The organism is Maribacter sp. C-4077 (assembly GCF_055378385.1).
The window spans coordinates 1032164-1053926 of the sequence record NZ_AP038807.1 but is presented as its reverse complement, the minus strand read 5'-3'; the positions used below and the strand labels follow the sequence as shown (position 1 = coordinate 1053926).

21 protein-coding genes are annotated in these 21763 nt (G+C 42.0%); 3 read left to right on the top strand and 18 right to left on the bottom strand.

Features of this window, described 5'->3' with window-relative positions:
- The first annotated feature begins 6 nt into the window (after positions 1-6).
- The 3 genes from ACZ41C_RS04630 to ACZ41C_RS04620 are packed head-to-tail and all read left to right on the top strand — an operon-like array spanning position 7 to position 4008.
- A complete protein-coding gene (locus ACZ41C_RS04630; protein WP_464564695.1) occupies positions 7-1734 on the top strand; it encodes a DUF885 domain-containing protein in 1728 nt (575 codons plus the stop codon).
- Between the two features lie 5 nt (positions 1735-1739).
- Positions 1740-2747 carry a 4-hydroxyproline epimerase gene (locus tag ACZ41C_RS04625; protein WP_464564693.1) on the top strand — a complete coding sequence of 336 codons (1008 nt, stop codon included), beginning with the start codon at positions 1740-1742 and terminating at the stop codon, positions 2745-2747.
- 1 nt (position 2748) lies between these two features.
- The gene (locus tag ACZ41C_RS04620) at positions 2749-4008 is read left to right on the top strand and encodes an NAD(P)/FAD-dependent oxidoreductase (protein WP_464564691.1); all 1260 of its coding nucleotides are present in this window, start codon (positions 2749-2751) and stop codon (positions 4006-4008) included.
- A 10-nt stretch (positions 4009-4018) separates the two neighbouring features.
- On the opposite strand, the gene ablB is transcribed toward ACZ41C_RS04620, so the two are convergent.
- The 18 genes from ablB to ACZ41C_RS04530 all read right to left on the bottom strand — a co-directional run bounded on the left by ablB (position 4019) and on the right by ACZ41C_RS04530 (position 21728).
- Positions 4019-4867: a putative beta-lysine N-acetyltransferase gene (gene ablB, locus ACZ41C_RS04615; protein WP_464564689.1), complete on the bottom strand. Its 849-nt coding sequence runs from the start codon at positions 4865-4867 to the stop codon at positions 4019-4021.
- 107 nt (positions 4868-4974) lie between these two features.
- A complete protein-coding gene (locus ACZ41C_RS04610) occupies positions 4975-6174 on the bottom strand; it encodes a glutamate-5-semialdehyde dehydrogenase (protein WP_464564687.1) in 1200 nt (399 codons plus the stop codon).
- On the bottom strand, positions 6171-6959 hold the full coding sequence (proB, locus tag ACZ41C_RS04605) for a glutamate 5-kinase (protein WP_138257135.1): 789 nt from the start codon (positions 6957-6959) through the stop codon (positions 6171-6173). The genes ACZ41C_RS04610 and proB overlap by 4 nt, the downstream gene beginning before the upstream one ends.
- On the bottom strand, positions 6952-7767 hold the full coding sequence (gene proC / locus ACZ41C_RS04600) for a pyrroline-5-carboxylate reductase (protein ID WP_138257136.1): 816 nt from the start codon (positions 7765-7767) through the stop codon (positions 6952-6954). Before proC ends, proB begins: the two co-directional genes overlap by 8 nt.
- Before the next feature lie 424 nt (positions 7768-8191).
- The gene (gene rpsU / locus ACZ41C_RS04595; protein WP_138257138.1) at positions 8192-8389 is read right to left on the bottom strand and encodes a 30S ribosomal protein S21; all 198 of its coding nucleotides are present in this window, start codon (positions 8387-8389) and stop codon (positions 8192-8194) included.
- A gap of 8 nt (positions 8390-8397) precedes the next feature.
- The gene (locus tag ACZ41C_RS04590; protein WP_464564684.1) at positions 8398-9258 is read right to left on the bottom strand and encodes a sigma-70 family RNA polymerase sigma factor; all 861 of its coding nucleotides are present in this window, start codon (positions 9256-9258) and stop codon (positions 8398-8400) included.
- A gap of 209 nt (positions 9259-9467) precedes the next feature.
- Positions 9468-10475 (bottom strand): amidohydrolase family protein, encoded by a 1008-nt coding sequence (locus tag ACZ41C_RS04585; RefSeq protein WP_464564682.1) that lies wholly within the window; start codon positions 10473-10475, stop codon positions 9468-9470.
- A 29-nt stretch (positions 10476-10504) separates the two neighbouring features.
- Positions 10505-11743, bottom strand: coding sequence for an esterase (locus tag ACZ41C_RS04580; RefSeq protein ID WP_464564680.1), 1239 nt, complete (start codon positions 11741-11743; stop codon positions 10505-10507).
- A gap of 17 nt (positions 11744-11760) precedes the next feature.
- Positions 11761-12324, bottom strand: coding sequence for a DapH/DapD/GlmU-related protein (locus tag ACZ41C_RS04575; RefSeq protein ID WP_464564678.1), 564 nt, complete (start codon positions 12322-12324; stop codon positions 11761-11763).
- A gap of 429 nt (positions 12325-12753) precedes the next feature.
- Positions 12754-15618 (bottom strand): PQQ-dependent sugar dehydrogenase, encoded by a 2865-nt coding sequence (locus tag ACZ41C_RS04570; RefSeq protein ID WP_464564676.1) that lies wholly within the window; start codon positions 15616-15618, stop codon positions 12754-12756.
- A 106-nt stretch (positions 15619-15724) separates the two neighbouring features.
- A complete protein-coding gene (locus ACZ41C_RS04565; protein WP_464564674.1) occupies positions 15725-16360 on the bottom strand; it encodes a transglutaminase-like domain-containing protein in 636 nt (211 codons plus the stop codon).
- A 22-nt stretch (positions 16361-16382) separates the two neighbouring features.
- Positions 16383-16814 (bottom strand): hypothetical protein, encoded by a 432-nt coding sequence (locus ACZ41C_RS04560; RefSeq protein ID WP_464564672.1) that lies wholly within the window; start codon positions 16812-16814, stop codon positions 16383-16385.
- 4 nt (positions 16815-16818) lie between these two features.
- Positions 16819-17856, bottom strand: coding sequence for a serine hydrolase domain-containing protein (locus tag ACZ41C_RS04555; RefSeq protein ID WP_464564670.1), 1038 nt, complete (start codon positions 17854-17856; stop codon positions 16819-16821).
- A 15-nt stretch (positions 17857-17871) separates the two neighbouring features.
- On the bottom strand, positions 17872-19008 hold the full coding sequence (locus tag ACZ41C_RS04550; protein WP_464564668.1) for an acyltransferase family protein: 1137 nt from the start codon (positions 19006-19008) through the stop codon (positions 17872-17874).
- Positions 19009-19027: 19 nt separating this feature from the next.
- The gene (locus tag ACZ41C_RS04545; protein ID WP_464564666.1) at positions 19028-19621 is read right to left on the bottom strand and encodes an ankyrin repeat domain-containing protein; all 594 of its coding nucleotides are present in this window, start codon (positions 19619-19621) and stop codon (positions 19028-19030) included.
- Positions 19622-19991: 370 nt separating this feature from the next.
- A complete protein-coding gene (locus ACZ41C_RS04540) occupies positions 19992-20855 on the bottom strand; it encodes an alpha/beta hydrolase (protein ID WP_464564664.1) in 864 nt (287 codons plus the stop codon).
- Between the two features lie 109 nt (positions 20856-20964).
- Positions 20965-21351 carry a hypothetical protein gene (locus ACZ41C_RS04535; RefSeq protein ID WP_464564662.1) on the bottom strand — a complete coding sequence of 129 codons (387 nt, stop codon included), beginning with the start codon at positions 21349-21351 and terminating at the stop codon, positions 20965-20967.
- Entirely contained in the window at positions 21348-21728 is a 381-nt protein-coding gene (locus tag ACZ41C_RS04530) for a DUF6090 family protein (RefSeq protein WP_464564660.1), read from the bottom strand. Before ACZ41C_RS04530 ends, ACZ41C_RS04535 begins: the two co-directional genes overlap by 4 nt.
- Between the last annotated feature and the right edge of the window lie 35 nt (positions 21729-21763).

The window sequence follows — 21763 nt, the reverse complement described above, 5'->3', positions numbered from 1 at the left end:
TACAGGATGATGGCAACACATACTGTTCCGCGAATCTTAATCTTGGTTTTTGGTATTGTATTGTATGCAAGTCCGATGTTCGCCCAAAAGGAAGCCTTGGAAAAAATCATCGGGGAGGTGGAGGCGTTTCAACTGTACGACCGGAACGAATTCCCCCTTGGCAGATACCTTCCTGAAGTCTATAAAAAGGATGCCGATTTTGCATCGGAACAACTGGCAAAACTGGAATCGATAGAAACGGACAATCTTTCCGAAACCGAAATGATTTCCCTGGGACTACTGAAATTTAGTCTCCAAAATAGGGTGGACGAGTACAAACACGGACTCTACCTAAACCCGATCCAGGCCGATCAAGGTTTTCACCTGAGCCTCAATTATCGTATTCGGCCCCTACGGGATTATGAAAGTGCCAAGCATTATTTGAACGCGCTTAATGATATACCCCGCTTTGCCGAGGAGCATTTTCAGGTATTGCGAATGGCCCTTGAAAAAAAGGTTTCCCAGCCCAAGGTGATTTTTGAGGGCTATGAATCCACCTACGAGCAACATATCACTGAAAACATTTCGGACAATGCATTTTACGGCCCCTTTAAGGACCTGCCATCATCGCTGACAACGGTACAAAAGGATTCCATTCTTGGTGCTGCCAAAGTGGCCATTGAGGCATCGGTCGTACCAACCTTCAAAAAAATAAAGGACTTTTTTGAATCGGAATACTTGCCCAATACCCGGAACACGTTTGGTATTTCCGATACGCCCGGGGGAGCGGAACTCTATCAGAACAGGGTAAACTATTATACCACGACCAATACATACACCGCAGAGGACGTGCATCAAATCGGTCTAAAAGAAGTAGCTCGGATTCGTTCAGAAATGCAGGAAATCATAAAGTCCGTCGGTTTCAAGGGAAGTTTTGCCGATTTTCTGGAGTTTCTCCGAACCGACCCCCAGTTTTACGTGGCCGATGGTGAGGACTTATTAAAGGAGGCGCGAAACATTGCAAAGCAAATCGACGCGAAATTACCCGCCTACTTTTCCACTTTGCCCAGGAAACCCTATGGGGTCATAAAAGTACCCGATGCCCTGGCACCCAAATATACGGGGGGTAGGTATTCCGGCTCTCGCAGTCCCACGGAACCTGGTTATTATTTGGTGAACACCTATAAGTTGGACAGTAGGCCTCTATATGTGTTGCCATCCTTGACCCTTCACGAAGCGGTTCCCGGCCATCATTTGCAGGGCAGCCTCAATCAGGAAATGTCCGATAGCATTCCCCAATTCAGAAGAGATATGTACCTCTCAGCCTTTGGGGAAGGATGGGCCTTGTATACCGAGTTTTTGGGCGATGAAATGGGCATGTACAAGACGCCGTACGAAAAATTTGGGAAGCTCACCTACGAAATGTGGCGCGCATCCCGTTTGGTGGTGGATACGGGAATTCATGCCAAAGGTTGGACTAAGCAACAGGTTTTGGACTTTATGAAGGACAACACGGCACTCTCCCTCCATGAAATCAATACGGAAACCGACCGTTATATCGCTTGGCCCGGACAGGCCATATCCTACAAAATGGGCGAACTGAAGATACGGGAGTTGCGAACCAAAGCGGAAGACGAGCTTGGTCCCGACTTTAACATCCGGGAGTTTCATGAGGTAATTTTGGGTCAGGGCACGGTGACATTGCCCATTTTGGAAAGAAGAGTGAATAAATACATTAGTAGTAAAAAGAATTGATTTGAGTGAAAAAACATGTTTTTAAATGTATTGACGGCCATACCTGTGGTAACCCGGTAAGACTTGTCGTTGAAGGTGCGCCTACCTTGGAGGGGTCGAATATGAGCGAAAAGCGACTTCATTTTATGAAGGAGTATGACTGGATTAGAAAGGGACTGATGTACGAACCCAGGGGCCATGATATGATGAGCGGGGCCTTTTTATATCCGCCCTCAAATCCTGAAAACGATTTTGGCATCGTCTTTATTGAAACGAGTGGCTGTCTCCCCATGTGCGGCCATGGCAGCATTGGCGTGATAACCATGGCCATTGAAGAAGGGGTCGTCGTTCCAAAGGAACCCGGTAAGATTAGAATGGAAGCTCCGGCAGGTTTGGTGGAGGTGACCTACCAACAAAATGGAGACAAAGTGGAATGGGTAAAATTGGTCAATGTGGGCTCCTATTTGGCAGCATCGGATTTGACGGTTTCCTCCAGTTTCTTGGGCGAACTTGTTTTTGATGTGGCCTACGGCGGAAATTTCTATGCGATTTTTGACCCACAGAAAAACTTTTCGGGATTGCAGGATTATTCGGCCTCCCAATTGATAGAAATGGCCCGGGAGCTCAGACAGAATATCAACTTGAAATATCCTGGAAAATTTGTGCATCCAGAGAATCCGTCCATCAAGGATGTGAGCCATGGGCTATGGACGGGCACCACCATTTCACCCGATGCCACGGCCAGAAACGCCGTGTTCTACGGCGATAAGGCGATTGACCGCTCCCCTTGTGGTACCGGTACCTCGGCGCGCATGGCCCAGTGGTATGCCAAAGGAAAACTGGAGCTTGGAGCGGAGTTTGTGCATGAAAGTATCATCGGTTCAAAATTCATCGGCATGGCTGAAAAGGAATGTAAAATTGGTAATTTTACGGGCATCGTACCAAGCATAAAAGGGTGGGCGAGACAGTATGGTTATAATGAAATTACCATTGATGAAGCGGACCCCTATGCTTTTGGATTCCAAGTAATATAATATGGCGGAGAAGAAAAAGACATTGATTATCGGTGCTGGTGTAATGGGGCTTTGTTCGGCCTATTACCTGCACAAAAAAGGGCATCAGGTCACGGTTTTGGAACAGTCCATGGGCGGCCTAGGGGCCTCCTTTGTAAATGCCGGATACCTTACGCCAAGTCATATTGTTCCCATGGCGGCACCCGGGGTGATTACCAAAGGATTGTCCATGATGTTGGATCCTAAAAGCCCGTTCTATATCAAGCCGCGCTGGGATATCGATTTCTTTAAATGGGCCTGGGCCTTTCATAAATCTTCCACAAAAGAAAAAGTAGACAGGGCCGCGCCCATCATCAAGGACATCAATCTTTTGAGTTCCAAGTTGTACGATGAAATAAAGGAATCCGGGGATTTGGGGGACTTCCATCTGGAGAAAAAGGGGCTACTCATGATCTATCAGACCGATGCCTATGGGGATGCCGAGAAAAAAGTGGCGGCAACCGCCAAAGGCTTTGGGTTGGAGGTTACCCACTTGGAAACCGATGCCTTAAGGAAGTTGCATGGGGACACGGAAGTCATCGGGAAGGGAGCCCTGCATTATTTTTGCGATTCCCACACCACGCCCACGGTTTTCATGGCCAAAATGAAGGACTATCTTTTACAAAACGGTGTTCAAATAAACTATGGGGAAGCAGTAACCAAGTTTGATTACACAAACGGTAAAATCCATACCGTCCGATCCGACAAGCAATCCTATCAACCCGATAACGTGGTGTTGGCTTCGGGGTCCTGGAGCAATGATTTGGTAAAACAACTGGGCCTAACCCTACAGGTACAGGCGGGAAAAGGGTATTGCATCGATGTGCATCGGCCTACGGGAATAAAATTGCCGGCGATTTTAATGGAAGCCAAAGTGGCGATTACGCCTATGGACGGATTTACCCGTTTTGCCGGGACCATGGAGTTTTCGGGTGTAAACTACGACATTAATTTGGATAGGGTAGTGGCCATTGCGGAAGCTGTAATGAAATTTTATCCTTCTATTGAAATAACCAAAGCCGAAATCAACAGTGCCAAATGTGGTCTGCGTCCCGTCTCGCCCGACGGATTGCCCTACATAGGCAAGATGAAGGCCTTCGATAACTTTTTCATCACTACAGGCCATGCCATGATGGGGTGGAGTTTGGGCCCGGCCACGGGAAAACTGATTTCGGAAGTTATGGAAGGCGAGGGGACCTCCATGGATATAAAGCCTTTTGATCCGGAAAGGAAGTTTGGATAGGCTTACAAATTTAAAGCCGATTGTAGTACCAAACGTTCATACTCTCCATTGCGTCCCTAACAAAAGCATTGTTGGTAAGGGTGCCGGCAAACTTAAAACCATGTTTGCTATATGTAATGTTCAACCCGTACGAAGTGGCTCTTGCCAACGCGTAAATGGTGGTGCAATTCTCGACGTTCATAAGTTTTTTGATTTCCTGCACCAGGTAATAGGAAAGGTTTTGGCCCCTATAGTCAGGATGCGTTGCAAAATCTACAATCTCCAAATTTGCCTCTGTGGTATGTACCCTCAAAATCGCGCACACCAAAAGTTCACCCTTAACGAACAGCCCATGAAATTGATGGTCCATTTCCTCCAATGCCTCAAAATCATGTACTTTTTTTATATGCTTCGGATGGTATTTATAGGCCTTTTCATGTAAGGTTGCCAAGTCGGAAAAGTCCGCTGTCCCAAGTTTTCGTATGGCATAGCCTTCGGGGATACCCATTTGCGGATTTTCATTGGGCTTGTTGGCGGCCATCGCTATTCTCTTTACGGTTTCAATGGTCTTCAACTGTTTTTTATCACATTGGAGCCTGTTCTTGTTCAAATAGTCCGCCAAAAAATAGCCTGTGGTCTTTCCATTGTACAATCCGGGTATTTTTGCTTCTATAGTAAAACCGTTTGATTTAAAATGCGTGATGGCATTTTCAGGGACGCGGCTTAAGATTTTATCATACTTCCGCTGTTTTGCCAATTCCGTCATTTTTGGCAAAATCACATCGATTTTTGCGGAATTTATTTCCAATAAATAAATCCGATTATGGATTTTCCCATGATAAATGGTCGCGCCCTCAATATTCTCTATTGTTTCAAACATTTGTAGGATTTAATTATGTTTTTGAACTTGAACTTGAACTTGAACTTGAACTTGAACTTGAAGTTTGAACTTGAACCTGAACTTGAACTTTGAACTTGAATTTTTTCTTATTCCCTTATTTGACCGTCGCCAAAAACGTAATATTTATTGGTGACCAATTGTTCCAATCCCAAAGGTCCCCTGTGGTGCAGCTTGTCCGTACTGATGGCAAGTTCCGCCCCTACGCCCATCTGACCGCCATCCGTAAATCTTGTGGAAGCATTTTGATAGACCGCCGCGCAATCCACCTCCTCCATAAATCGCATGGCACTTCCTTTATCATTGGTCATGATGGTGGCGGAATGCCCTCCGGAATGTTCGTTGATTTTGGATACCGCTTCGGTTAAGGAATCCACGGCTGCCAAGCAGCATTTCATGGCCAAAAATTCTTCTTTCCACATGGATTCGTCCGTAATAGGTTTGGCAGATGTCAAGGTCTTGCCAACCGTCTGGTCCACCCAAGTTTCAACACCTTTATAGCTTAATAGATTGTAGAGCTCCGTCAGTTTTTGTTCGTAGTTATCGATTTTCTGGTTAACCAATATTTTGTCCAAGGCATTACACGCCGAAATTTTATCGGTCTTCGCGTTCATGATTACCTTGATGCTTTTTTCCCAGTCGGCAGTAGCGTCCACATACAGGAAATTGTTTCCTCGTCCGCTGACAAGGACGGCGCAGTTGGCATGCTCCTTCACAAAATTGATCAACCTTTCGCCACCTCGTGGTACGATGAGGTCCAATTTTTCCGTAGGGTTTTTTAAGAATTCCTGGGTTTCCTGTCTATTCAAGGTCATCAATTGAATATAATCCTTTGGAAGGCCGTTTTCCTCCAGGGCCTGGTGCCATAATTGGGTCAGTATAGTATTACTGTGCAAAGCCTCCTTTCCACCTTTCAAGAGTATTTTATTACTTGCCTTGAACGCTAGCACGGCTGCTTCAATGGTTACATCTGGTCTGGATTCATAAATAATCATAATGGTACCAAAAGGGGCCGTTTTATTGGTGATCTCCAAACCGTTGTCCAGAACCTTTGTGGAAATCGGTTTGTTGACTGGATCTTCCTGACTTTGTACCTCACGAATCGACTGGATCATACCGTCAATTTTGGTGTTGGTAACAATAAGTCGATCAAACATGGCTTGGTCCTCTTTCTGAAAGAGACTCAGGTCTTTTTTATTTGCTTCGATGATGCTTTCCCTATTTTGGTCCAACAGTCGCATCATGCTGTCCAAAACGTTGTTTTTTTTATCTGTAGTCAAAAGTTTCATTTTATTAATTCTTCTTCCAAGGTTACTCTGGTACCTACATTTTTACCATCGATGATGTCTATGATCGTGTCGTTCTTTTTTCCATTGGCAATGTAGGTGGGTATGCCCTTGGCAGCCGCCTGCTGCGCGTAATCCAGTTTGGAACCCATACCGCCACGGCCTTCCTCTTCCCGTTTGTTATTGTCCTTTATATACTTGTCCAGATTTTCTTCCGGTTTTACGTGTTCCACAAGATTACTGTTCTGGGCGTTTGGATCTCCAGTATAGAGACCGTCTATATCGGTAAGTATGATTAACTTGTCCGCATTCAACAATTGGGCAATAAGGCTTGCAAGTTCATCATTGTCTGAGAACATGCTCATGGTCACAGATACCGCGTCATCTTCGTTTGCGATAGGAATCACCCCTTCTGAAAGTAGACCTTCACAGCAATTGATCATATTTTGCCTGTGTACGCCTGGGCTAAAATCCCTTTTTGTGGGCAATACCTGGGCACATTTCATTCCATAATCGTGAAATATATTATAATACAAACGCATCATCCTGGGCTGCCCTATGGCAGAATACACCTGCCGTCTTTGAGTCCTGTCCTCAATATTGGATTTTCCCAGAACCTCTTTTCCGGCAATTACTGATCCGGAGGAAACAAGTACCGTAATGATATCCCTCTCATACAATGTCGCTATTTGCTCAACCAAGTTTCTCAGAACCGGTCGCACAATTCTATTGTCCTTGTTGGTCATAACATTGGTACCAACTTTTACCACTATTAACTCTTTATACATACGATTTTTCTTTTCCAAGTTCCACGGCACGGTCAAATGCAGCGAATGCCGCTTCTTTTATCAATTCACCTACGTTGTTGTTCTCCATACTGTCCAAGGCGGCCCGGGTAGTTCCTCCCTTGCTGGCTACCTTGTCCATCCAAGAATTTGGGGATAGGTCGTTTTGATTGAATAGTTCAATGGCACCCGTAAAGGTTTGGCTTACCAAAACTTTGGATACATTTTTTGAAAATCCCATTTTCAATGCTGCCTCCATCATGCTTTGCATAAAATAAAACACATAGGCAGGTCCGCTACCTGATATTCCTGTTGAGGCATCGATGAAATTTTCGTCGCTTACCAAAATGGATCTTCCAGTAGTATCCAAAAGGCTTTCAATCGTTAAAAGTTCTATTTTGGATACTTCTTCTGATGCTACAAAGGAGGTAAGGCCCTTCCCTATTTTGGCTGGTAGGTTGGGCATGGCACGTACCACTTTTTTTAATCCTGTTAAGTCTTTAATCGTTTTGATGGTTACCCCGGCCATTATTGAGATGACTATTTGGCCCTCGTTTACCAAAGGTTCCATTTTCATCATTAGACCGTCTGCATGATACGGCTTTACGGCAATAAAAATTATATCTGCCTGCGGCACACAAGCTGACAATTCCTTAAAAATGTCGAATTTGGCTTCTTTCCGTAATTCTTCCAGTTTTTCCTCGGAGGTGTCCAATACCATGATGTTTCTCCTTTTCAAAAGTTTGGATTTGGACATGCCTTCTGCATAGGTAAGTCCCATGTTTCCAGCTCCAATGACTAAAATTTTCATAAGATAGTTTGTTGTTTATAAAATTGTTAATTGGATATTCCGGTTAAACAAATAGCATTCTTTCTACATTGCTATTTTTCTTTGTAAAAAAGGTATGGGTATACTTGTGAACGGTTTTAAAAGGCATCCCTAAAAAATACTTTTTTATACAGGTTACCTTTGAATTCAACCTACCCAATCTGGTCCTATATACTTCTTTCACATTACTTTCTCTTTTTATGTAAATAATCTTCATTATAATTGTATTCTTTGATATAAGTTCAGATATAACATAAGATTCTGCACGGTCTATACAAATTGACCATGTTAAGCTTTTGTTATATTGATTTTCAGGTACTTAATATGTAATTATTACCCGCTGGAGTTATTAGGTTGTCAATTATTTTGAGGTAAACAAACAAATATGACAATTGACAAAAATGTGTTATTGGTCTTCGTTCTCCAATAAATATTGTTGCTTATATTCAGCTTTTTGTAGAGCTTCTCTCCTTTCGGTAGATTGTTTGGTATAATATTGATTTTCTTTAATTTTATCCAATACTTTGGTTCTTCTGTATTTTCTCTTATACCGTTTTAGGGCTCTCTCAATGGATTCTCCTTCTTTTACTTCAATCTTTAGCATATTCTTTTTTATAAATAGGTTCTTAATACTTTATTTCTGGACTTATTTCTGAGTGCACGCAATCCTTTTTCACGTACCTGTCGTACCCGCTCGCGGGTGATATCAAACAAATCGCCAATTTCCGAAAGACTCATAGGCGGTTCCTTTCCAATACCATAGAATAGCCTAATAACGTCTCTTTGTCTATCCGGTATGCTATTTAACGCATCTTTCAAATCCGTTTGGAGGGATTCCTCCATCATTTTCTCATCCGGTTTATTCGCATCCTTGGATGATAGTACATTGTAAAGGTTAGATGATTCTTCTTCCTTAAAGGGGGCATCCAAGGATAATGACCGACCTGAATTTTTGATGGAGCTTTCCACTTTACGTACGCTCATATCCAGTTCCGAAGCAATTTCGGAGGAGTTTGGTGGGCGTTCCAATTTTTGCTCCAAGGAGGAATATACCTTATAGATTTTGGTATTTGTCGCGATTTTATTCTGGGGCAGCCTTATGGATTTCCCATTTTTGGAAAGTGCCTGTAAGATGGACTGTCTGATCCACCATACTGCATAGGAAATGAATTTGAAGCCTCTGGTCTCGTCAAATCTTTTGGCCGCTTTGACCAGACCTAGATTTCCTTCATTTATTAAATCCGTTAGACTTAGGCCCCTATTTTGATATTGCTTTGCGGCGGAGACGACAAATCTAAGGTTGGCGTTTACTAATTTTTCCAAAGCTTCTTGATCCCCTTGCTTTATTCGCTGGGCCAATTCCACCTCCTCGTCCGCCGTAATCAAATCGATCTTGTTGATCTCCTGAAAGTATTTTTCAAGCGACTTGGTGTCTCGGTTGGTGATTTGCTTTGTGATTTTTAGTTGACGCATAAAAGTGTTTTAGATTATAACTTCTTTATAACCTACACCTTTTATCTAAAAATCCAAATAAATGGTGAAAAACCTTTGAAATTGACCCAAATCAGTCAATAATTAAATGATAATGGCACGATTTTAAATGAAAAAGACCAGAAATTTTGAATTCTGATCTTTTTTTGTTTATAGGGAAGCGTTTTGGCTTCTTTTAAAAATAGCTTACATTATTCAAACATTGTGGCGTCCAGATTGAAAAAGCGAACGGCGTTATTAAATAGGATATCTCGCTTTTGTTCTTCAGAAAGATAGTTTGCGTTTTCGATAACCCCAATGGAAGTTTCCAGCGGACCGGGCCATATCATAAGGTCCGTACCGTATAAAATCCTTTTGGCAAAACCTGCCTGTACCAATCTTTTTAAATAGGCATGAATTTCCTCAAGCGGATAGCTCCAAATGAAGCCGGCCAGATCTACATAGACGTAGGCGTTGGCACCCATCAAAGCGATCATCTGGTCTGCCATTGGATAACCCGCATGCATGACCCAAATTTTTAACTTTGGATGCCTTGCCAGCATATCCTCCAATAAAAAGGGTTGGCCGAGAGAAGCCCTGTATTTAGGCGAAGTGATATTGGCCATGCCGTTACCTCCAGTTCCCATATGGATGCCTACGGGAATACCCAGTTCTTCGGCAACACCAAAATATTCATCCAAGGACATATCGCTTGGGGACATTCCCTGATATTGTGGAGCTACCTCGCCCATAATCTTATAAAAACCATTGGAGAGCGAATCCCTGAAGGCTTCCACCGACATTTGTTCGGCATTGCTTATTCCCAAGGACGGAATAATTCTGTCCGGTGCGGCACTGTGCCATCTATGGATGATATCGGCATCGCCACTTACTACCATGGTAATATTCAATTCTTTGTTCGCCCTAAGAATGGCTTCTTGCATTTCGGCATCGGTTTTAGCAGGTTTTAGTGGAGCCACACATCCAGTACTTATGAACGATGGTCCATCTTGGTTGGGGCCACTCCCCGGCATACTCTTGAGAAACCATGGACACATTTCAGAGGCGAAATTGGGATTTGCCTTCATGGCATGGACATGGACATCAATAATGGGCAATCTTTTTTTTGTCTCTTGTGCATTTAGAACTGCTGTGTAGCATACAAGAACAAAACATAGGACAAGTAAATTAGGATTGTAATTTTTATATATTGTATTCATACTTTTGGTGTAAAGGTTATAAGGTTCAATTATTTGAATAGCATCGGGGCAAACTCTGAAAGGTATATTCTCCAGTTGGTCCAAGTATGTCCTCCGGTACTTTCCCTATAGATATAGTCAAAGTCATGCTTGTCCAATTCGTCGCGCATGGTGACCACGCTTTGGTATAGGAAATCATCTTTTCCACAGGCGATCCAATACAATTTTGGGTTTGCTTCTTTTAGTGCCAAGATTTGCTCGGCACGTTTGGAGTGGTCCACTTCGATGCCAAATCGGCTTAAATCCGCAAAACCCATGCTCATCACGCCGATATAATTGAAAAGGTCCGGATTGGCGAAGGAAGTATTCATGGTCTGCAAACCGCCCATACTAAGACCCGTAAGCGCCCTATTTTCTTTATCTGCCTTGACCTTAAAATTAGCTTCGATATAAGGAATGACATCGTTTACCAAACTTTTTTCGAACAGCATGCTGGCCATGCCCCTTCCGGAAACATCCACATTGGGCAATTTGGGGGTGATGGTCTGTGCCGATGCCTGTGACGGGTTTCCATTGGTCATGACTACGATCATGGGTTCCGCTTTTCCACTGTTGATAAGGTTGTCCAAGATTACTGGGGCCACACCAAGGGTAGGCCACGCTTCCTCGTCACCCCCGCCACCGTGCAATAAATACAGCACGGGATACTTTTCATTGGAACTGATATATCCGGGCGGTGTGTAGACGAACATACGTCGTGTAAGTTCAAGGGTAGGGGAATCGTACCAAATTTGGTGAACACTTCCCTTGGGCCCTGTTTTTGCCCAATAAAGATCCGATGCTTCCCCGGGCACATACAACACGCTCTCGGTTCTAAAAATACCGTCCCTGGCCACTTTAAGGTTGGATGGGTCTATAGTGGTAACCCCGTCTACCTTAAAGGTATACGTGTAGAGTTCAGGTTCCAGAGGGCCCAATTTCACGGACCATACACCATTTGTGTCCTTGGTAAGTTGCGCGGTTTGTCGTGTCATGCCTTGTTCCCCATTGGGTACCATGGGCATCCAATTCCCTGATAAGCTAACACTTTCGGCTTGTGGCGCCTTAATTCTAAACATAATGGAGCGATCTTCATTTAGCTCCGGGGATACCAATCGTTCGGTTTGTCCTACTTCTTGCGAACGAATCAGGGAAGGGACCGTCATCAAGATTCCCATGAAAACATACATGTATCTTCTAAGGGATTTTACCTCGGATGCAACCTTGGGTTTTTGATTTTCATTTTTCATTTTTAAAGGTTTATGGGTTAATTTAAGTTCTTTAAAATTTTTGCCGGTATGCCCCCCACAACCGTGTTGGGAGGAACATCCTTATTTACCAGAGCGCCGGCGGCCACAACAGAATTCCTTCCTACCCTTACCCCAGGTAGGATGGTAGCTCCGGCACCGATCCATACATTTTCCTCGATGATTACTCTACTGGGAACCATGCTTTTTCTTGTCGCAATTTCCGTGGGATGGTTTTCCGAAGTGATGTTTACCCGTGGGCCTATCATCACATCGTCCTTAATTTCGATACCGCCCAAATCCAAAAAGCTACAGGCGTGGTTTATGAATACATTTTTACCCAACGAAATATTGATACCTATGTTGGTGTAAAAGGGGGTGAACAAAGTAGTGCTGTCATCTACTTTTTTACCGATGATTTCGCCTAGGATACTGCGGATATCGTCCAAGTCGTCTAAACTGTTCAGTTGATTCGAAAGTTTTTTGGTTCTGTTGACCATTTCCCGTATAGCACCATAATCGGGGTCGTCCATGGGAATAACCTCGCCGGAAGTCAATCGTTCGAATATGTTTTTTTTGTTCATTTTCCCTTTGCTAGTGTTCGTACTTCAAACAAGTTCAGCACCCAAGAAGGTGGATGCGGATATCCCCGTAATAGTTCATTACCTAAGTGTATCCGAATGACTTTCAAATTGTTAAAAAATTGAAAGATTGTCGGTTTGTATTGAAATAATCGGTCAGTTTACAAATTAAATTAGGGGAATGTAGTGATTAATTTAAAGAATCTAGGTCAATTCCATGTTAAAGTCTCAATTTGAGACAATAAAAAATCCACTAGCCTAAAAACCCTTGGATTTAAAGGTTGTTATTGGTGGAATTTCAGCTATTTGTCGCTTTGACCCATAAATGATAGAAACAAAAAAGTCGTCCAAAAGTTCCTTCTTGGACGACTTTCTATTTATTTGCGTACACCTAAAAATGTTCTACCATTTTAGGGACATGGAACATTTTTTTTACAATGCCTCTGTACTTTTCTTGAACTCCAAGGTATTTATCTGTATGAGCATTTCCCCTTCCTTGGCATTTGGGTTCCTGACCACCAAATAGAGGTCATGGAAACCGTTTATATCCTTCACATCCACTGGGATGCTTTTTTGGGCAAGGGCCATTACGGACCTAAAACTGGGTTCCGGGCCTTTTTTTCCCCCAGCTTCCCACTCGCTTCTAAGACGTTGTAATTCTTCCCTAAAGTTCAGTTCCAACGGGGCTATTTCTTCCGTGGTCGTGACCAAAGGCCCGTCCGGGGCATCCAAATGTACTTCGATAATACCGCCAATATCTTTGGTACGGGTGGAGGCCTCCGCATTGATGACCATTTCTGTAATACCTGTAAAATCGATGTTTTTATAGGATAACCATCCACCGTTCCTATTCATCTTTAGAGCCCTGTTAGGTGTTATCAACAATTTGGTGCCTTCGGCCTCGTCATATTGTTCCGAGGTGATGACGGGATTTCTCAAGGCGATGATCTTTTCGGAAGTGAGCGATTGCACTTTGTCCGTTCCCTTATCCGTATAGGCTACGCGCAAGAGGTAGCTACCTTTTCCATTTTCTTTTTGCGGTACCGATGTGGTATAGCTTCCGGATAGCGGTATCCTTTTAACTTCCTGTTCCGGATCGTTGAGGCCCATTATGTAGTCCACGATCAAAGCCGCATCTTGCTCACTCAGGTCCGGGTGGGCGCTCATGGCATGCTCGCCCCAGATTCCAACGCTACCATTGATAATCCGTAGGGCGATTTCCTTTTGTCCTTGGATATCGTTCTTATACTTGGCCGCAACCTCCTGATAGCTGGGTCCAATGGAGCGGATATCCACGCGGTGACAGGAAAGACAGTCACTTTCATCGATTAGGGCCTTTCCTTTTGAGAGGGTAATCCACTCATCCGTACTTACATGGTTTTGGGCAATTTCAATGGGGTCAAAACCTTCCGGGGCATAGTCAAAGTTGACCGCTACTTCTTCCTCTTTGATGGTGCCATCCGAAATAGAGCCGTCTTCTTTGTCCGAAACCTTGATAGTATAGGTTAGCTGATTGTCCGGAAAGAAGAAACTTTGATTCCCTTCCACGATTTCCAAATCAATGGTTGGCGGTTCGTTACCCGCGGTCACCTTAAACTGCTGTTCGTTGCTGTTTCCCTCACTATCCGTCACTTGTAGGTTTACGGTATAGATACCTGCATCTTCCAAGGTGATTTTAGGATTTGGGCCATCCAGACTTTGGGAAAAGCCACTATCCGAGGACACTGTCCATTGATAGGATAATGCATCGTTGTCATAATCCATGGTGCCTTCCGAGGAAAGATTTAGTTCCAGAGGTACCGCACCTGCTTTTTTATCCGCACTGGCCTGGATGATAGGAATCCTATTGCCACCATTGTACTGAACCCTTTTGATTTGGGCATTTTCATTGCCTCGAAACCAGGCAGACCCGTATTCCATTACGTACAGGTCCCCATCCGGACTAAATTGCATGTCTATGGCACTGGAGAAATTCTCTTTGGGTAAAAAAGGCTCCATGGACACATAGTCCCCATTTTCATCCATCGTTACGGCAATGATCCACCCGCGCATAAATTCAGTAATCAACCATTTGCCTTCGTAATAGGCGGGGAAGCGTTTGTCCGATGCAGGGAAGTCTGCCTGACGGAACACGGGACCTCCGGTAGCGCTCCTACCAGCACTGCCCAAAAGGGGAAATTCCTCCGAATAGCCATAAGGGTACCAGAAAAATGCCTTTTGTGGTGGGGGCAACTCGGTAATACCCGTGTTGTTTGGAGAGGTGTTCATCGGTTTTTCAACATCAAAATAGCCGTAAATGGAATCGGTTTCGTAGTCATAGTCGGCATAGGGCTTGTTGTCCCCAATAAAATAGGGCCACCCGAAAAATCCCGGTCCTTTGGCCTGATTGAATTCATCATGACCTTTGGGTCCTTGGTCCAAATCCTCGGAGGCATCCGGACCTACTTCGCCCCAATAAATAAATCCGGTTTCATTATCGATGGAGATTCTCCATGGATTCCTATGCCCCATGGTATAGATTTCTGGGCGGGTCTTGGGCGTACCCTCCGGAAAGAGATTGCCCTCAGGAATGGTATAGGAACCATCATCTTCTGGGTGAATGCGGATAATAGACCCTCGTAGGTCGTTGGAGTTTCCGGCCGTTCTTTGGTCGTCCGAGGTTTCATGTCCAGGACGTTCGTCCAGATTGGATGTACCTTGTGGTGGATTTGCCGTATTATTACCGATGGTCATGAACAGGTTACCATTTTTATCGAATACCATTCCACCCCCTGTATGGCAGCATACTTCGCGTTGGGCAGGGTACTCCAGCACCACTTTTTTGGTGTCGTCCAGTAGCTTTCCATCCCTGTATTCCCATCGAGCCAAAACATGTTTGGGCTCATCCGGGTCGGCATAGAGCATAAAAATCCAGTGATTGTTCGCAAAATCCGGATGGGCGACAATGCCCATCAAGCCTTCTTCCGCGGCCCTGGTCTGGCCTTCCTTGTTAGTGTAGAAGGTATTTACAGGAACAATCCCCACGGTTTTTACGATCCTGGTATCCGCATTGAAGGATTTGACGCCTCCTTTTCGCTCTACCAAAAGCATTTCCGTATCGTTAATAAAGGTGAATGCCATGGGCTCGTCCAATTCGCCGGGTTCCGTTAAAACGGTGGTCGTAAACCTGTTTTCTTCCGGTTTTGAGAGGTCCGCAACCGGTTTTTCATTGCAGGCAACCAATATAATAAAGGAACTTAACGTGAGTTTAAACCACGGGAAAACCATGGTTTTACAGCTTTTTGAATCTTTTTGCATCGGTTATGAATTGAGTTGGTAAGGACTAAATGTAAATAAAAGATGTATTTGGAACACTTTCTGTTTAAACTATAAACACGTGGTTTAACAAAGATTTATGAAAGTTTTATAATTTAAATTCGGTCATTCCCTTTTTAGTTTTGAAGATATGGGGGTAATGTTCCTCAATATTTTTTTTCATAAAATCGAGTGGCACGTCTTCAAAATGACCATAGTCTTCAGTGTATTCCATGAAAAGACTTCCAGAATTGTTGTATTGCTGCAAGTAGGAACTATTATTGCCATCGAACTCTAAGGGTTCTACATTGAATTTTTTACAGAGCGACTTGTTAAAGGCAGGGGACATTTTAAGCCATTTGTCGTCAAGAAGCGCATTGACCATACCATGGGGTGTTAACTCGTTGGAACCAAATTTTTCCGTTAAACGCTCCACGGCAAGATGATTTTTTACCTTGCCCAAATGTAATCTGGCCGGTATGCCCAAACCACGTAACCCAGCAATAAGTAAAATGGATTTCTCAACGCAGTTTCCTGTGGTTTTTTTCGCAATATGGCTAGCTCTATAGTTTGCCTTTGATAAACTAATAGAATAGGGGTCGTAAAGCCATTGATCTCTTACCTTGTTATAAAGGCCAATGGCTTTTTCTTGAGGGGATAAATTGGAAGCATTAAATTCTTCTATCACCTCTATCATTATTGGGGTTTCAAAATCAAAAAAATAGGAGGAATTCAAATATGTCATAAATGATTTTTATTCCGATGCTTTACCAAAAGTTAAAAAATAACTCAACAATATTTCCCAAAATAAAACTAACCAATGCACCCCATATGGAAATACGCCCAAGGTTGAAGCTATCCGTAAATGCTAACCAAAGAGACCAAGCCGCACAAATTAGAAAGATAACCTTGGTATATAACGGCAAAGAGCTTGGAAAGACTCCCAGTATACTAAATAGAAAATCCATTAGGACCGAAAAACCAAAAAGGGCTAGGGTGAAATTCACCTTTTTATCTCCATTTAATAAATAAATACCTGCAACCAACAATTCTACACATAAAGCCATAGGCCCAAACTGACCATAATATTCCTTTTTAAAATAGTCTGATAGGCCGATAGGAAATTCTACGTCCATGTAAAAAATGATTCCTAATACAATCGCTATTAGAACAAATGCAATAGCCGTAATCGTCTTCAAGGTTTTATTCGGTATGTCCACGACGCACTAATTTAACGATTCGATTATATATGACTTCGGAAATATTCCAGTTATACCCTTTAAAATTAGTGGTATTGGTGAATTGTACGATTACGGCATCCATATCTTCATCATATTTAGCTATGGTCTGGTATCCTGGTACCAATCCCGTGTGGTTGAACACATATATGGATGCATATATTTCACGTTCCCCTCCCTTGAATACGGAGCCATCGTTAAGTGCCCTTAAAAATTTACCTACGTCTTGCGCAGTGGCCACCATTCCTTGGTCATCCGTTTTTAAGTCGGTATTGTAACCCTCATATCTACCACTCATAACATCATCTAAATCCACATCATTAATAGATGCAAAGGTATTTTTAAGTTTTAGAGGGTTTAAGATTTCCCTTTTAAAATAATGAAATTCACTTTCCCCAGTTACTTTTTTAATCAGTTCCGAGAGTAACAAATAATTGGTGTTGCTATATTCGTACCCTTTGCCAGGTTTAAACGTAGCCGGTTGATCCAAGATTAACGCTAGGTTTTCTTCGGATGTTTCCTTTGGGTTTGCCCAATAATTATAGGTATCCGTATAGTTAGGAATACCACTTCTGTGCTGAACCATCATGCGCAACGTGATTTCGTTGGCATATTCGATTCTTCCAACCAATTCTGGAAAATAATCGGCCAAGGTGTTATCCAAGGATAGCTGCTTGGCTTCTGCCAATTTAGCGATTGCTACGGCATGGTAAAGCTTACTTACGCTCGCAATTTTAAACAAAGCATCTTTACGGGCAGGTATAGTGTGGTCCCAATCATGCCAGCCAGCTGTGTAGGTCTTTGGAGGTTCTCCGGCTTTATCCACATAGACTATGATGCCATCGAACCCTCTATCCAAAGCCTCTTCCACTTGTTCCTGTACCGAATTTGGTAATGGAACTATCCAGGCCCAAACAATAGACCATGGTACGAAAAACAAGGAGATTGCAGTACTCGTAAGCAATACGATTCTAAAAATAGTATGAGCCTTTTTTTTCATCATTTTAACTATAAGTCTTTAAGATAGGGATTCATTTCCCGTTTTAAGGTTTTCGTTATCGAAAGTGTTTTGTATTTCAGGTAGCTTTTTGTTCGGATTTGGTCTCATATCCCATTTCAATCCGAATAAAGGCCCTACGAATGGAATTCTACGTATTAGGAATTCAAAGATTAAAAAGCAGACCGCCATAGTGAATATTGTAATGATAATAAACTTAGCGGATACAGGTATATCCAGCGGTAGAATTAATAATGCTCCCAAATACAAAGCGAACATATGAACAATGTAGACTGGATATGCCGCTTTGCTTAAATATATAAGCGTTTTGCTAGGTTTATTTAAATAGCCATAACCCATTCCAAATACCCATAGAATCCAACTTATAGATTCAAGGGACATTAAATACCCTGGTGCTTCGGTGGCAAAAACGGAATATCGAATCGCATATAATATGGCAGCCAAGCCAAAATACCCCCATTTCCATTGTAAGACGGTTTTCCAAAAACTAGTACCGCTGTACATAAACATAAAACCAAAAAGGAAAGCGAGCAATCCTAAAAAGAAGCCATGCCAAGTTTGGGCGTACATCGCAAAGGGTTGAGGTTGTAGTATATACGTTTCCAACATAAGGAAAAGGGCAATGCTTAGTGGTCCCAAAGTATGATTCATCACTTTGGACAGTACTTTTTGAAACGTACCATTCTCGTGTTTTCTTAGCAGAAAAAATAACGGCATCAATAGTAGTACATAACAAAAGATATTTCCTAGAAACCATAAGTGGCCCACATGTGGAAAATAGTTTGGGGAAATTTTGTAATAGCTTTGAAAAATGTACATGTGAAGCGGTGTAATGGCCACGATTCCAAAGAGAAAAGGTAATAGAATCCTTTTGGAACGTTCCCAAACCAATTGCTTCCAATTTCTTTTTTTCATGGCAAAATAAACACCCATGCCGGAAACGAAGAATAAGAATGGAATGCGCCAGACATTGAGCAGGGTCATGGGCTTCCACAGACCCTCCCATGAATTCTCACTTCTAATAAATCCCAAGAACATGGCCCAAGGTTGAAAAACAATCGCTATGTGATAGATTAGAAGTAGGCCTATAGCAATGACCCGCAACCAATCAATGTCGTATCTTCTTTGTGTTTTCATTGTAGTGGATTAAAATGTCCTATTGCAACATTATTGCAATGACTGGACGTGTTTTTTCTATTTCGGCAAGATCTAACTGTAGGCCCATGGGAGCCAACTGTTGCTGTAACATTTCATAAATGGGCTTAACTTCATTATAAGGTCCCATTACCGATTCCCTAGCGGTAGCTCCAAAATTGTTTTTTAGGGATTTGTCCGCATTGGCATCGATCAAGAGTTGTACCATTTCTACACGTCCAAAAAAAGCAGCAACATGTAATGCAGTGGCACCATCGTTGTTTTTAAGGGTAAGATCTGCTCCCGCATCTATTAGTTTTGCAGCGATATTTCCTTTGTCAAAAGTTACTGCGGTAATCAACGGTGTGGAACCACTCATGGCGTCTTTTTTGTTGATGTCCGTTCCAGAAGCAATGTGCTGTTCTACTACTTCTACATTATTTGATAGTATAGCCGCCTGTAGGTCCATGGTAGGTTTCGGGACGCTATTTTCATTGGTAACAGCTGTTGTTACTTTTTCCTTGTTGGCCGATTCACCACATCCTGTTAAGAATACTAACATAAGAGCGGAGATACCTACTCTGTTTTTAAACGATTTGAAAGAACTTGTTTTCATGACTTTTTGTTTTAAGATTATTAATCGATTTATTTGATGATACAAAGGTCTATGAGGTCATGAAGCAAGGTTTACAAGCTATGCGGAATCATATATCAAGTTTCAGGAGTGGATAAAAACTATGGTGAATTCATATAAATTATGACGCAAAGTAGGATTTATGACCTGGTGGCAAGCTATTAGTGGAAATACTGGAATTACCCATAATTTTCTATTTGCACACTTATTGGGATAGTGTCTTTTTTCACTTCTGCTACATTCGGTATGATTGATGATTTAAATGTTTCTTTCGTTTGAGCGCCAATTGAATTAATACGATGCTAATGGTCAAGCCATACTGTACGTCCAGAAAGGCATAGGTCAAAGTAAATTAAATTGGATTTTTAATTATTACTTCTTCTATGATTCGGTTTTGGTTTTCGCTCTGAACGTGTTTTGAATCAATTAGTAAATTATCCAATGTCAAGGATGGAAAAATCCTTTTTGCTCTTTTTAGCATTTTCTTACCGGGAAAAATAATATCATGCTGGGCAGCAAAAATTGTAATCGGCGTTTTAATATTGGCAGCATTCTTAGCATCAATCACAGGTACTGGTGTGAAGTCCATGTCAAACTCCAAAAACACTTTTGATAGGAATTTGAAAGCAAATTCATCCCTTTTGGTGAATAGTTCCGTTAAAAACTTCTCAATGTATTTTGGTTTTTTAGTCTTTATGTATCGTTTTATCGGAATGAAAATTTTGAACAATGCTATTAATGGATTGCCATTTACGATGTAAGCTGGGGCGGACAAATAGACTCCGGTAATCCTACTTTCATCGTATTCAAGCGTTTTCAAAATCACTAATCCACCAAAGGAGAAACCTGCCATTGCTACTGAGTCTAAATTTAGATTTTGGATTAGTTCAATCATCCATTTTCCATAAGAATCATCTTTCATACTCAAACGGGTGCCAGCACTTTTATTTGGTTGAGCCAGAACATCAATAGAATATACTCGATGTGTTTTATGTAAGTTTGGATACGTTTCTAAAGCTATTGGTGCACAGCCATTTGAGCCATGCACCAAAATTATTGGTGGATTAGTTGAATTGCCAGTTGCAATTACGTTTGTTTCGCCAAAAGATGTATTCACCTTCAGAAATTTATGCGCAATTTTGAGTTCCTTTAGCTTTTCATCATATAGACTTAAAATAGCTTGTTTTCCTTGTTCTGTTTTGAAGAGTGTCTTCATGATTTTTTGTAGGCTGCTACATCAATACAGTTGTTGTTTTTTATAATTCAACAGATTGTATTCAATTTGTGGCCAGTATCCCATTTTTTTTTTGATTATATTTTCTTTTTTAGTCACCGGTTGTCGTATTAATTTCTTCTATTATGAGATGTCCTAGTTCTGTTAACTCGCTATATTGTTCAATCATCGTGTCAAACTGCCACGCAGCTAGACTTATAACATTTCTATAAGCAGGTTCTGCTGTAAACTCGATAAATGCTTCGTCATATTCAGATAGAGGTGTGGCTTTGGTTGCTAAGGAATCCAATGGCATAAACGCAGAAGCCAACATAAGTGACCTATCGAATTGCGAATCGAGATAATTTTCTTGGTACACGGCATATTGATTGTAATTTCGCTCATTTTCCGCTATGATATCCACTAAACCATGATATTTAGCCAATAGTGAATCAAGTTTGGTATTATTTATTTTTCCATAAAAACCAGAGTTTTTCAAAGATTCATACCCCCTGAATTTGGTTTGAAATAGAAATCGGCAAAAGCAGCCCCACTTACTTTGAATAAAAAAAGATTTTCTTTTTCGGTCTTATTTAAAATGCTATTGCGGGCTTCTTTACAGATATCTGCAATTTGTTTTCGACCTTTTGTTAATCCTGCTAGTTGTTCTATATCTTCAGCCGTATGAGTTTTAATTTTAGTCAAATATTCATGTAAGGAATCCTTATCCTTAATTGACTGGTTCCAATTGTTTATCTGTAAGGCAATTAAAATTCCAATGACTACTAGAACGATTTCGCCTAACGCATACTTCAGATACTGCGTTTTCTTATTGTCTAATATTAACCTATGCCGAATTTTTCTAAATAATTTCATAGGTTAACTCAAATTAGCCGCAATGGTCTCTAGTA